The sequence below is a fragment of the Mesorhizobium sp. M7A.F.Ca.US.005.03.1.1 genome, from assembly GCF_003997975.1.
Lineage (GTDB): Bacteria > Pseudomonadota > Alphaproteobacteria > Rhizobiales > Rhizobiaceae > Mesorhizobium > Mesorhizobium ciceri.
The window spans coordinates 1-13285 of the sequence record NZ_RZRO01000134.1; the positions used below are offsets into that span (position 1 = coordinate 1).

General features: G+C 63.7%; 12 protein-coding genes. 6 read left to right on the forward strand and 6 right to left on the reverse strand.

The genetic code is table 11. From position 1 onward, the window contains the following. The first annotated feature begins 191 nt into the window (after positions 1-191). From EN990_RS32320 to EN990_RS32330, 3 genes are all read left to right on the forward strand, one after another. Complete coding sequence (locus EN990_RS32320) at positions 192-1142, forward strand: AEC family transporter (protein ID WP_127369760.1); 951 nt, start codon at positions 192-194, stop codon at positions 1140-1142. A gap of 190 nt (positions 1143-1332) precedes the next feature. Next, positions 1333-2790, forward strand: a complete 1458-nt coding sequence (locus tag EN990_RS32325) for an NAD-dependent succinate-semialdehyde dehydrogenase (protein ID WP_013531228.1) — start codon at positions 1333-1335, stop codon at positions 2788-2790. A 92-nt stretch (positions 2791-2882) separates the two neighbouring features. After that, on the forward strand, positions 2883-3905 hold the full coding sequence (locus EN990_RS32330; RefSeq protein WP_027160469.1) for an aldose epimerase family protein: 1023 nt from the start codon (positions 2883-2885) through the stop codon (positions 3903-3905). Positions 3906-3916: 11 nt separating this feature from the next. Here EN990_RS32330 and EN990_RS32335 read toward each other — a convergent pair whose 3' ends face one another. Then, entirely contained in the window at positions 3917-4837 is a 921-nt protein-coding gene (locus EN990_RS32335) for a sugar kinase (protein WP_127370041.1), read from the reverse strand. A gap of 152 nt (positions 4838-4989) precedes the next feature. Between EN990_RS32335 and EN990_RS32340 the strand changes: the two genes are divergently transcribed. Together EN990_RS32340 and EN990_RS32345 are read left to right on the forward strand one after the other, a co-directional pair. After that, positions 4990-5439: a FixH family protein gene (locus EN990_RS32340; RefSeq protein WP_127385467.1), complete on the forward strand. Its 450-nt coding sequence runs from the start codon at positions 4990-4992 to the stop codon at positions 5437-5439. 7 nt (positions 5440-5446) lie between these two features. After that, positions 5447-6646 (forward strand): cytochrome c peroxidase, encoded by a 1200-nt coding sequence (locus tag EN990_RS32345; RefSeq protein ID WP_127385465.1) that lies wholly within the window; start codon positions 5447-5449, stop codon positions 6644-6646. 1 nt (position 6647) lies between these two features. Here EN990_RS32345 and EN990_RS32350 read toward each other — a convergent pair whose 3' ends face one another. Continuing rightward, on the reverse strand, positions 6648-7100 hold the full coding sequence (locus EN990_RS32350) for an Lrp/AsnC ligand binding domain-containing protein (RefSeq protein WP_013531233.1): 453 nt from the start codon (positions 7098-7100) through the stop codon (positions 6648-6650). A 163-nt stretch (positions 7101-7263) separates the two neighbouring features. Here EN990_RS32350 and putA point away from each other — a divergent pair, with 163 nt between their 5' ends. Beyond that, positions 7264-10878: a bifunctional proline dehydrogenase/L-glutamate gamma-semialdehyde dehydrogenase PutA gene (gene putA, locus EN990_RS32355; RefSeq protein WP_127385464.1), complete on the forward strand. Its 3615-nt coding sequence runs from the start codon at positions 7264-7266 to the stop codon at positions 10876-10878. A gap of 114 nt (positions 10879-10992) precedes the next feature. On the opposite strand, the gene EN990_RS32365 is transcribed toward putA, so the two are convergent. The 4 genes from EN990_RS32365 to EN990_RS32380 form a co-directional block, all read right to left on the reverse strand. Continuing rightward, positions 10993-11307 (reverse strand): antibiotic biosynthesis monooxygenase, encoded by a 315-nt coding sequence (locus EN990_RS32365; protein ID WP_127370218.1) that lies wholly within the window; start codon positions 11305-11307, stop codon positions 10993-10995. A 62-nt stretch (positions 11308-11369) separates the two neighbouring features. Further along, positions 11370-12245, reverse strand: coding sequence for a TonB family protein (locus tag EN990_RS32370; protein ID WP_348629902.1), 876 nt, complete (start codon positions 12243-12245; stop codon positions 11370-11372). A 1-nt stretch (position 12246) separates the two neighbouring features. After that, positions 12247-12690: a hypothetical protein gene (locus EN990_RS32375; protein WP_127370003.1), complete on the reverse strand. Its 444-nt coding sequence runs from the start codon at positions 12688-12690 to the stop codon at positions 12247-12249. 5 nt (positions 12691-12695) lie between these two features. Then, the coding region (locus EN990_RS32380) for a TonB-dependent receptor (RefSeq protein ID WP_127388523.1) at positions 12696-13285 on the reverse strand (590 nt) is incomplete at its 5' end.

Here is a 13285-nt window from a genome sequence, read left to right on the forward strand (position 1 = left end):
ACGAAGCCGTCAGCCATGCCCGCTGCAAAAGACGGAGGTTCGAGAGTCGGACAAAGGCTATTTGTCGTCCGTGTCCGCCCTGATGATCCAAGCCCTCTATAACGCTGCCAGCCGACGATGATCAAATTCAGGCGCGATTGCGTCGCGGTCCTGGCTCGCCTATCACGGGGAACCCGCCCCTCACGGTAAAAATGTCTCCGCTCACCGAAACCGTTCTTTTCGTCTTCAGCCTTGTCGCGCTCGGCTACCTCGCCGGGCTCACCGGCTATCTGAAGCCGGCGAGCGGCGAGGGGATTTCGGAATTTGCCATCAACGTGGCGATGCCGCTGCTGCTGTTCCAGACGATGGTGAAGTCCGACTTCCATGGCGTGGCGCCTTGGCCGCTGTGGGGCGCTTACTTCACGGCGGTTGCAATGACATGGGCTGCCGGCCATCTGGTGACGACGCGGATCTTCGGGCGGGACGCACGCGCAGGCATCGTCGGTGGAGTGTCGTCGTCCTTCTCGAATGTAGTGCTGCTGGGCATTCCCTTCGTTCTCGGCGTATTCGGGTCCAGGGGATTCGAAGTGCTGTCGCTGCTCGTTTCCGTGCATCTGCCGACCATGATGATGGCTTCGATCATCATGTTCGAGATATTTGGCCGCGGTGGCAGTGAGCCCGTACACCCGCTGCGCATCGTCCAGAGCTTTCTGAGAAGACTGTTCACCAATCCCCTGATCATCGGTATCCTGGCCGGGCTGGCTTGGCGCCTAACCGGCGCGCCGCTGCCGAACCTTGCCACGCGGCTGGTCGATACGCTGGCTGACACTGCCGGGCCAGTGGCGCTGTTCGCCATGGGGCTCAGCCTGCGCCGTTTCGGCATATCGGGCAATGTCCGGCCGGCGTTGGCGCTTTCGGTGCTGAAGCTGTTCCTGATGCCGGCGCTGGTGCTGGTCTTCGTCTGGTTGCTCGGCATGCCGCCCTTGACGGCCAAGGTGGCGGTGATGGTGGCCGCGATGCCATCCGGCGTCAATTCCTATCTGATCGCGGTGCAGTTCAACACCGGCCAGGCGTTAGCGTCGAACCAGATGACCCTCGCCACGGCCTGCGCCGCCGTCACCACCGCGTTCTGGCTGACTGTTGTCTTGTACGTTTTCGGGTAAGGCATCGGTGTAAGCACGTCAGCCTGCTCTCGTCTCGCTCTGGCCCAAGCCCTATATGCCATCTTGCGATTGCTTGCGTGCCTTGCCCTCGGTAAAGAGCAGTGGCTCCGGCGTGCCGGCCTCAGTCCATGGCGCACGCGCACCGAAGATTTCACAGACCCGCCCGTCAGGGCGCCGAACGGAGGATAGCATGCTTCAGAAAACCAGCCATTTCATGCGGCAGGCCAATCTCATCAATGGCGAATGGGTGCAGGCCGACAGCGGCCAGACGGTCGACGTCAACAACCCTGCCACCGGTCTCAAGATCGGCACCGTGCCGAAGTCGGGCAAGGCCGAGACCCGCCGCGCCATCGAAGCCGCCGCGGAAGCTTTCAAGACCTGGCGCAAGACGACCGCGCTCGAGCGCTCGAAGCTGCTGCGCAAGCTGCACGACGCGATGATGGACAATCAGGACGTACTGGCCGAACTGCTGACCATCGAGCAGGGCAAGTCGCTGTTCGAATCGAAGGGGGAGATCGGCTCGGCCGCGTCCTACATATTGTGGTTCGCCGAGGAAGGTCGCCGCACCTATGGCGACGTCGTGCCGTCGCCATGGGCGGACCGCCGCATCCTGGTGACCAAGGAGCCGGTTGGCGTCATCGCCGCCATCACGCCGTGGAATTTTCCGTCCTCGATGCTGGCCCGCAAGCTCGGCCCGGCGCTCGCCGCCGGCTGCACCGCCGTGGTCAAGCCTGCGTCGCAGACGCCGTATTCGGGTCTCGCCTGGGGCGCGCTCGCAGAGGAAGTCGGTTTCCCCAAGGGCGTCGTCAACATCCTGACCGGTTCGGCCAGCGAGATCGGCGACGAGATCTGCGCCAATCCGCTGGTGTCGAAGATCACTTTCACCGGCTCGACCGAGGTCGGCAAGCTTCTCATCCAGAAGTCGTCGGTCACCGTCAAGAAGGTGTCGATGGAACTCGGCGGCAACGCGCCGTTCATCGTTTTCGACGACGCCGACCTCGAGCGTGCCGTCGCCGGCGCCATCACCGCCAAGTACCGCAATTCCGGCCAGACCTGCGTTTGCACCAACCGCTTCCTTGTCCAGGCAGGTGTCTATGACAAGTTCGTCGAGAAGCTCGCTGCCGCCAGCAACGCGCTGAAGGTCGGCTCCGGCCTCGAGGACGGCGTGCAGCAGGGGCCGCTGATCGACGAGAAGGCGGTCGAGAAGGTCGAGGAACTGATCGCCGACGCCACATCAAAGGGCGGCAAGATCGTTGCCGGCGGCAAGCGCCATGCGCTCGGCGGTTCGTTCTTCCAGCCGACGGTCATCGCCAACGCGACACCCAAGATGCGCTTCATGAAGGAAGAGATCTTTGGCCCGGTCGCACCGGTGTTCAAGTTCGAGACCGAAGAGGAAGCCGTCGCCCTCGCCAACGACACCGAATTCGGCCTTGCCTGCTACTTCTACACCGGTGACCTCGGCCGCGCCTTCCGAGTGATGGAAGGGCTGAAATACGGCATGGTCGGGGTCAATGAAGGCCTCATCACCACGCCGGAGGCGCCGTTCGGCGGCGTCAAGGAATCCGGCCTCGGCAAGGAAGGCGGGCATCAGGGCATCGAGGATTATCTCGACACCAAATATGTCTGCATCGGCGGCCTCGGCCTCTGATAGGCTATCCCTGGGATGGGGAGGCCGATGGCCTGCCCATCTCTCATGGAAAAACCAGCCGAAGTCTTCTGGATCAACTGGCATTTACGGGCATGGCGATGAAGGACGGCGAGGTTTTCGGCACGACGCAGGCTGGCGAGCAGGTGCGTCGCTTCACGATCAGGGGCGGCGGCATCACAGCCAACATCATCGGTCTGGGCGCGATCATCCAGGATTTGCGCCTGACCGGGCACGATGCTCCGCTGGTGCTCGGCTATGACAGTCTGGAAGGCTACGAGACGGATACGGCCTTCTTCGGTGCGGTCGTCGGCCGCTATGCCAACCGCATCCGCGACGGCCGCTTCACCATTGGCGGCAGCCGCTACCAGACCGAGCAAAACTTCCTCGACAAGCATACGCTGCATGGCGGCTCGCAAGGTTACTCCCACCGGGCGTGGACGGTTTCCTTGCATGGCAGGGATTTCGTCACGCTGACGCTGCACGATCCCGACGGCACGATGGGTTTTCCCGGCGCGCTCGACGTCACCTGCACCTACCGGCTGAAGATCCCCGGCACGCTCAGCGTCGAGCTGACCGCCACCTGCGAGGAGCCGACGCTGTGCAATCTCACCCAGCATTCCTATTTCAACCTGGATGATGGCGGCGCAGGCGACATTCTCGACCACAGGATGATGCTGAATGCCGGCGCCTACCTGCCGGTCGATGGCGACATGATCCCCACAGGCGTGGTCAAGCCGGTTGACGGCACGCCATTCGATTTCCGCCAGGCGCGGCCGCTGCGCATGGAAACCGAGGGTGATCAACTGCCCTACGACCAGAATTTCTGCCTTGCTTCGGCACGCGGGCCGCTCAAGCAGGCGGCATGGACGCAAGGCGCCAGTTCCGGTGTCGAGATGGAGGTCTGGACCACCGAGCCCGGCGTCCAGCTCTATACCGGCCAGTATGTGACGCCGCGCACCGGGCTGGAAGGGCGGAACTACAAGGCCTTTTGCGGCTTCTGCCTGGAGCCGCAGATTTGGCCGGACGCGCCGAACCGGCCTTATTTCCCGCAAGCAACGCTGTGGCCGGGCGCGATCTACCACCACGTCACGGAATACAGGTTCCGCCTGCCCTAGTTTTTCCGACCTTAGCCTTCGAAAGCCGCCCGCAGCGTCTCGAACGGCGCCAGCGCGCCGCGCACTTGCACCACGGCGGCGGCGACACGATGCGCACGGCGCGCGGCTTCCTGCGGGTCGTGGCCGGCAAGACGAGCCGCAAGATAGCCGCCGTTGAACGAATCGCCGGCGCCGGTCGTATCGGCGGGGGCGGCGACATGGATCGCCGGGACTTCGCGTAGTGTTTCTCCTTGGGCAATCAGGGCGGGCTGCTCGCCGTTCTTGACGACGACCTCGCTAACCAGTTGCCTGAGTCGCTTTGCGGTCGCTTGCGGTGTTGCATCGCCAAACAGCATCTGCTCGTCGGGGAAAGTCGGCAATGCGATGTCGGTGGCGGCAAGGGCTTCGACGATCGCTGCCTGTGCATCCTCGCGATTGCGCCAAAGCCGCGGCCGGTAGTTGGGATCGAAGGCGACAAGTGAACCGGCCGAGCGCGCCTTGGCGACGGCCGCCAGCAATACGGCGCGCGCGGCCTCATCCAGAATTGCCAAAGTGATTCCGGAAAAATAGACAAGCGCCTGATTTACCAGGTTTTTCGACAATGCAACCGGGTCTGAGGCGAGCTGCCGCGCGGCGGCGTCGCCGCGCCAGTAGGTGAAGGAACGCTCGGCCCCGGTCAGCGTGATGGCATAGAGGCCAGGCCGTGCGCCCGCTATGATCGGGCTGGAGCCGATGCCGATGCCGTTCTGGCCTAAGAAATCGATCTGGGCTTGCGAGAACGGATCGTCGCCGAAGGCCGAGACATAGGTTGCCGGCCGCTCAGTGCTCAGCGCGTGCAGCGCCCACAGCGTGTTGAACGTGTCGCCGGCAAAGCCCATGCGCCAGTTCGGTCCGGTCTGGCCCGACAGTTCGAGCATGCATTCGCCGATCGAGGCGACGCCGGTTCCCGCCATCTACAATCCTCCAGTGCTTCCCGGTGCTGTAGCTTTTTGCCATCGGCAGCGCCATGCTTGGCAAGCAGGGTTTTTTCCGCCACAGCGTTTTCCCACAGGCTGGCGGGATGCGATCCGTTCGGCAGAGCGTTGTCTGCAGAAGAGGAACCGGTTTGGCATCGATATGGCGTTATCTTCTGGCGGGTCTTGGTCTGGCTGCCTTGCTGGTCGGCATTCTCGCGGTCGTCTTCCTGGCGGCGCCGCGTTCGTCGCTGCCAGCCGGCCCGGATGTCGCGCGGACGAAGAAAACCGACAACGGGCTGTACGTGGCGAGTTTCGTGCCGGAACGGGGCGTGGTGCGGCAGGGCGAACTGGAATCCTGGCTGCTGACCCTGAAGACAAAGACAGGGGCTTCGGTGGAGCGCGCCGCGATCGCCATCTCCGGCGGCATGCCGCAACACAATCACGGCCTGCCGACCAGCCCGCAGGTCACCGATTACCTGGGCGAAGGCCGTTACCGCATCGAGGGGCTGAAATTCACCATGAGCGGCTGGTGGCAACTTCGTTTCGCCATCTCATCCGGCGCCGGCTCCGATACCGTACTGTTCAACGTGGTGCTGTGAGCGATCGATGAAGCGCCTTTTCCGCTTTCTGGCGCTGATGGTCGCCGTCGTCCTCGTGGGCTGCGGCAAGCCTGATTTTTCCGACGCAGAAAAGAAGACTATCGCTTCGCTGGCGCTGTCGTCGCTGCCGGCGCTCAAGGCCGACACCACCAATCGTTTTGCCGACGTGCCGGCCGCCGCCGCACTCGGCTCGACGCTGTTCTTCGATCAGGGCATGAGCGGTGACGGGTCGGTATCCTGTTCGACCTGCCACAAGATCGACCGCCAGTTCCAGGACGACCTGCCGCAGGCGGTCGGCGTCGGCCACACCAACCGGCGCACCATGCCGCTGGCGGGCGTGGCGCACGATCCCTGGTTCTTCTGGGATGGCCGTCGCGACAGCCTGTGGGCGCAAGCGTTGACGCCGCTCGAAAATCCGCTGGAGCAGGCGGGAAACCGCGCTGCCTACGCGCATTACATCAAGGCGCGCTTCGGCGAGCGCTATGAGCGCATTTTTGGGCCGCTGCCCGATTTTTCCGGCATGCCGTTGAATGCCAGCCCACTTGGAAACGATGCCGAGAAAGCAGCCTGGCATGCCATGAGCAGCGCGCAGCGCGACGCCATCAACGGTGTCTTCGTCAATATCGGCAAGGCGATTGCCGCCTTCGAACGCTCGATAGCGCCAGCGCCAGCGCGCTTCGACCGCTTTGCGCTGGACCTCGCCACCGGTGCCGAGCCGAAGGGCGATGCTGTCTTTTCCAAACAAGAAATCCTTGGGCTTAAACTGTTCATCGGCAAGGCCAATTGCGTGACCTGTCACAACGGCCCGCGCTTCACCGACAACAGCTTTCACAACACCGGCGTGCCGCCTGTTGCGGGCCTGCCGCCGGATCGCGGCCGCATCGATGCCGTGCACCAAGTCGAGGCCGACCCGTTCAACTGCCTTGGCGCCTATCGGGACGGCGAGGTTGCCGCCTGCGGCGAACTGCGCTTCATGGTCAAGAATGCGCCACAACTCATCCGCGCCTACAAGACGCCGTCTCTGCGCGGTGCGGCAACGCGACCGCCCTATATGCATGCGGGGCAGTTTTCGTCGCTCGACGAGGTCGTGGCGCATTATGCGAAGGCCGCGCCCAGCGTCGAAGGGGTATCAGAGGTTCACCCGTTGGAGCTTTCAGACCGAGAACGCGCTGCTCTGGTGGCGTTCTTGAAGACGCTTTCGGAGTGATCTACCGGTCCTTCACGGTCTCCATCGCTACAAAGGTCGAGGTCTGGGCGACATGGGGCAGGGCCGAGATGCGCTCGCCGAGGACGCGGCGGTAGGCGGCGATGTCCCTGGTGCGGACTTTCAGCAGATAATCGAAGCTCGACGCCATCATGTGGCACTGTTCGATCTCCGGCACAGCCTGTACGGACCGGTTGAAGGCGTCGAGCGCGGCGGATCTGGTGTCGGACAATTTCACCTGGACGAATGCGACATGGCCTTCGCCCATGCGCTCGCGGTCGACGATCGCCTGGTAGCCTCTGATATAGCCGTCCTTCTCAAGCCGCTTCACCCGCGCCTGCACCGGCGTCTTCGACAGGCCGACCTTTGCGGCCAGTTCTGACATGGAAAGCCGGCCGTCGCTTGCAAGTGCGGCCAGGATATTCCGATCTATGCGGTCCAATTGGTCTTCTGTCATCGAAATCGCAGTCCAAATGTCAATTATATGCCGCTAGGATAGATCGAATGACCTCCAATGTCGATTTCTTTGGACCGGCCGAAATTTTGCACTTGTGCTAGCTTGCGCCATTCGGTCCGGTGACCGCCGGCCCGATCCCCTTTGCTCGATCCACGGGACCGCCATGCCAGCGCTCGATGCCATCCGCCAGCAGATCCGCGCCAACTACCTGCCCGACGAAGACGAGGCCGTGAAGCGGCTTGCCGAGGCGACGGGGCTCTCCGGGAAAGACCGCAAGGCGATCTCGGCTCGCGCCGCCGATCTGGTGCGCGCGGTGCGCGGTTCGTCGGATCCAAGGCTGATGGAAGTCTTCCTCTCCGCTTACGGTCTCTCCACCAAGGAAGGCGTGGCGCTGATGTGCCTGGCCGAGGCGCTGCTGCGCGTGCCCGATACCGAGACGATGGACGACCTCATCGCCGACAAGATCGCGCCGCACGACTGGTCGGCGCATTCGGGCGGTTCGAGCTCCATCTTCGTCAACGCCTCGACCTGGGCGCTGATGCTGACCGGCCGCGTCCTCGACGAAGGCGAGGGCGGCATCGAGGGCACGCTGCGTTCTATGGTGCGGCGGCTGGGCGAGCCGGTCATCCGCAAGGCGGTGGCCGCCGCCATGCGCGAGATGGGCGAGCAGTTCGTGCTCGGCCGCACCATCACTGAAGCCGTCAAGCGCGGCCGGCCTATGACCCAGAAGGGTTATCTCTATTCCTTCGACATGCTGGGCGAGGCGGCCCGCACCGAGGCCGACGCCTTGCGCTATCACAAGGCCTATGCCGACGCGATTTCGTCGCTCGATTCCGGCTCCAACGGTCCTGATATCAGGCAGAACCACGGCATCTCGGTCAAGCTTTCGGCACTGCATCCGCGCTACGAGGTGGCGCAGAAGGAAGAGATGCTGCCTGTGATGGCCGAGCGGCTTTTGTCGCTGGCGCTGGCCGCGCGCCACTCGCGCATGGGTCTCAACATCGATGCCGAGGAGGCCGACCGCCTCGATCTATCGCTCGACGTCATCGAGCGGGTGCTGGCCGAGCCGGAACTTGCCGGCTGGAACGGGTTTGGCGTGGTGGTGCAGGCGTATGGGCCACGCGCGGCCTTCGCCATCGACTGGCTCTATGCGCTGGCCAAGAAATACGACCGCAACATCATGGTTCGGCTGGTCAAGGGCGCCTATTGGGACACCGAGATCAAGCGGGGTCAGACGTTGGGACTCACCGGTTATCCCGTCTTCACCCGCAAGGCCAACACCGACGTCTCCTACATGGCTTGCGCGAAGAAGCTGCTTGGCATGACCGACCGCATCTATCCGCAGTTCGCCACCCACAACGCCCATACCGTCGCCGCCATCCTGTCGATGGCTGATAATAACCGCGATTCCTTCGAGTTCCAGCGCCTGCACGGCATGGGCGAGGCGCTGCACGAGACGGTGCGACGGTCCGAAGGCACGCGCTGCCGGATCTATGCGCCGGTCGGTGCGCATTCCGATCTGCTGGCCTATCTGGTGCGCCGGCTGCTGGAGAACGGCGCCAACTCCTCCTTCGTGCACCAGCTGACCGATGAGGATGTCGAGCCGGAGGACATTGCGCGCGATCCGCTCGAGACGGTCGAAAGCCAGGGTCCGGCAGCCAATCCGGCGATTGCCCGGCCTTCCCAGATTTTTGGAGCCGGGCGTCGCAATTCGAAAGGATTCGACATCACCGACACGGTGACGCTGGCGGCGATCGACAAGGCCAGGGCGGCCTTCGCCGGGCCGGATCGCTGGCATGCCAAGCCGATTACGCGGGCCGCCGGCTATGGCAAGCAGCGTCCGATCGTCAACCCGGCAAAGCCTTCCGAAGTGGTCGGCACGGTCAGCGAAGCAGCTGCCAAGCAAGTCGCGACCGCCGTGCGCTTTGCGGTGGAAGCGCAACCGGCCTGGGCGAAGCGTCCCGTCGCCGAGCGCGCCGCCATCCTCAACCGTGCCGCCGATCTCTATGAGGCGAATGCCGTCGAGTTCTTTGCACTCGCCACCCGCGAGGCCGGCAAATCGCTGGCCGACGGCGTCGCCGAGGTGCGTGAAGCCGTCGACTTCCTGCGCTACTACGCCACCGAAGCGGCCAATGCCGAGGTGGGCACGCAGGCGCGCGGCGCCATCGTCTGCATTTCGCCGTGGAATTTCCCGCTCGCCATCTTCACCGGCCAGATCGCGGCAGCGCTCGTCACCGGCAATTCGGTGATCGCCAAGCCGGCCGAGCAGACGCCGCTGATCGCCTTCCGCGCCGTCGAACTGCTGCGCGAGGCCGGCGTGCCGGAAGACGTCATCCAGTTGCTCCCTGGCGACGGCCCATCGGTCGGCGGGCCGCTCACCGCCGATCCACGCATCGCTGGCGTCTGCTTCACAGGTTCGACCGAGGTTGCCAAGCTGATCGAGAAGCAGCTGGCCGAGACGGCCGCGCCCGACGCCATGCTGATCGCCGAGACTGGCGGCCTCAACGCCATGATCGTCGATTCCACCGCGCTGCCCGAACAGGCGGTGCGCGATATCCTCGCCTCCGCCTTCCAGAGTGCCGGCCAGCGCTGTTCGGCGCTGCGCGTACTCTACGTGCAGAAGGACGTCGAGAAGAAGATGCTGGAGATGCTGAAGGGCGCCATGGAGGCGCTCAACGTCGGCGATCCCTGGCGGATTTCGACCGATGTCGGCCCGGTTATCGACGACGAGGCGCAAAGCTCGATCCGCGAGTATTGCACGAAGATGGGCCTGCAGGGCAGGCTGATCGCCAAGCTCGAGGCGCCCAGGGAAGGTCGCTTCGTCGCGCCGCATGTCTTCCGGGTCAAGGGTATCGAGGACATGGAGCGCGAGGTGTTCGGGCCGGTGCTGCATGTCGCCAGTTTCGACGCCGACCAGATCGACGCGGTCATCGCCGCCATCAACCGCAAGGGTTATGGCCTGACCTTCGGCCTGCACACCCGCATCGAGGGCCGCGTGCAGCATTTCGTCGATGGCATCCATGCCGGCAACATCTATGTCAACCGCAACCAGATCGGCGCCGTCGTCGGTTCGCAGCCGTTTGGCGGCGAGGGGCTTTCCGGCACCGGGCCGAAGGCCGGCGGTCCGCACTATCTCCGCCGCTTCCGCAAGGGGCCGGAGGCCGGCACCCATGTGCAGGACGGCCACAAGGTCACGGCGACCGAGCTTGCCGACAATCTGCCTGATCCCACACTTGGCGGCTGGTCGACGCGTCCGGACCGGATCGCCATTCTGAGGAAGCATCTGCGCGGCAAGGGTGCTGCGGCCATTGGTGCGGCCGCCGGCATCGATTTCGGCCAGGTCGACCTGCCCGGGCCGACCGGCGAAGCCAACACGCTCTCGCTGTCGCCACGTGGACGGGTGCTGTGCCTTGGTCCCGATGGTGATACGCTGCTGGCGCAGACGATCCAGGCGCTCGCCGCCGGCAACGCCGTGCTGGCCGTTGCGCCGGGTGCACCGGCAGCCCTTTCCGCTCTGACCGGCAAGGGCCTGCCGCTGGCCGCCATCGATGGCCGGCCTGATCCGGTCGAGGCACGCTCGCTGCGCGTCGATATCGTTGCTTTTTCCGGCACGCCAGAGGCCGCGCGCATCGTGCGCAGGGTTATCGCTGATCGCTCAGGCCCGATCGTGCCGCTGGTCAGCGAAGTGTTGAACCCGGCGGCTTATGCACATGAGCGGGCCGTCTGCGTCGACACCACCGCCGCGGGCGGCAATGCGAGCTTGCTGGCCGGAGCCTGACTCCGGCCGGTCGTTAGAGCCATTCACCGTTTCGTGGAAACAGTGAATGTCTCTATCTCTTTTGTTTTATGCATGTCGTTGTCCCAAACCGGGACCACTTTTGGGCGACATGCATTACGCGCCTTCGACGACCGAAAAACCCTCGAACTGGGGGTGGCCGAGATAGTGGACCTTCGTCGTGCCGACATTCCTGTGGGCGGCGCGGAAATTCTCGGACTTGGTCCAGGCGATGAAATCATCGTGGCTCGCCCACACCGTGTGCGATGCAAACAGCGTGTAGCCTTCGGTCTCGTTGACCGGGCCTCGCAGCAGGTGGAATTCGCGGAACCCCTTCATCTCCGCAAGGCTGGAATCGCGGTTCTTCCACAAGGCCTCGAAATCGTTCTCCGAGCCGGTCTGCACCTTGAAGCGGTTCATGGCGATGTACATGGCGGTTTCCTCTCACAGGGATGTTGATGATTTGCGGCCGCAGCGTTTTGTTCTGCGCACATTCAAAATGGGCCGATTTCGGTCTCGAACTCCAAACTTGCGCTTGCTGCCTGTGGTGGAATCGAAGGGAAGGGGGCTGCTTTGCGGATAATGCCAAGGGCCGCCTGATCGAAAGCCGCCGACCCTGAGGTCTCCAGGATGCGCAACTTATTTATGTTGCCCTTCCTGCCTATGACGAATTTAACAACCGCATTGTTGCGTGCCGCCAGTTGTAGGGACGGCGGCAGAGTGCGATTGACGCTGCCGAGCTTTCTAAAGACATCGCCGCGGTAGTTATCTTCCGCGGCAGTGCCTGCCTCGTTTTGCCTTTTGCCCTTGCTGGCCGCTTGCGCCGACAGGTCCTGGCCATCCGCCGTGCCGCGCTTTTCATCCGCCGTCTTTGAAGAGGCAGCTGGCGGACTGGGCCTCGCGCTGGGGATCGGCGGCTGTTCTGGAACGGCGACAGCCGGTTGCGGGCTGGGCACCAGTGCAACGTTTATTGCCGTCGGGTCCTTGTCCAGCGCGCTGCCGACCACGTTGGTGCCCGACTGATCACTGCCTTCCGGCTGCTCGGCATTCTGGGAACTCGAAATCCCCGAAGGCGAGATCAGAAAAGCCGCCGCCACGGCGGCGTGGAGCGCGCAGGAGACGACGATCGCCGCCGTCCATTTGCGGTTCCAGGCCGATGGCCGCGGCAGCGCGAGCGGCTCGGTTGGCTCTATCGCCAGCTCGGCGCCGGCTTCGGGGAGGGGGCTGATATCCTGCATGTCTCGCCGCGAGACCTGCAGCGACAAGAGCAGAATTGTCAAATCAAGATCGTTCGCTCGCAGCGGCAGTCGGCAGTGGCCGGCAACTGGCCACGCCGCTTTGTTTTGCAGGAATGCGGGATGCAGTCCCACCTCAGACGCCGAAGGCGATACCGGTCTTGGTGTCTGTCTTCAGCTTTCGCATGCAGGCGTTCGGTTCGACGCCGGTACCGGTGCATTCGGTCGCGCTGTTGATCAGCACGCGGCTGACTTTCGAGCACTCGGTGCCGGCCAGATCGAAACGCGTCACCTTGGTCTTGCCGGCCGGCAGTTCCTTGAAGTCGAGCACGGTCAGCCGGTCGACGACGCCTGCCTCGTTGAACAAGGCGATCTCGAAGGCAGCCTTGGCCAGGTCGGCGCCGAGATTGTTGTTGACCACGAACGTCAGGCGGCAACCCTTGTCGGAAGGTTGCGCACCATTGAGTTCCAGGGTGAGCGCGGGGACCGGCGCGGACTCTTGCGCCCACGCCGGAACCATCGCAAGCGACATCGCCAGCATCGAGGTCAGCAGACGAAGGGGTGTCGTCAAGCTCGTCATGGCAATCAGCCTCCAAACCGCATCGTTGCCGCCAGCTTCAGCGTTATGCCGGGCTCGTAGGCCGCGAAAACCGGCTGCGGCGGCTGGCCGGCCGTGGTCAGGTTGAGCGGGTTGGCGTATTTGACATCGAACAGATTGTCGGCGCGGAAATCAATCTTCAAATTGTCCGTCGCCTGGTAGCTGGCAAAGGCATTGACCAGCGTGTAGTCCTCGGCGATCGGATTGCCCTTGGGCTTGCCATTGTATTGCACTTCGCCGCCGACGGTCAGCTTGTCCTCGAGGAAGCGCAAGCCGAGCTGCGCGGTGACCTGGGATGATGGGATCGTGGCGAGATCCGCTTCCACACCCTTGTAGGAAATGGTGTGACCATTGGTGATTGAAGCCGAGAGCCCGGCATAGCCCCATCCGGCATCATAGACGCCCTCCAGTTCGAAGCCGTCGATCTTGGCCTTGGCAAAATTCTGGTACTGGAAGCATATCGGGATACCGGGTCCGCTCGGGCAACCGGCTGCCGGGTCAAACCGCGACAGGGTAACGCCATCGATGTAATCTTCGACATCATTGTTGAAATACGCAGCCTTGATGCGCAGCGCAT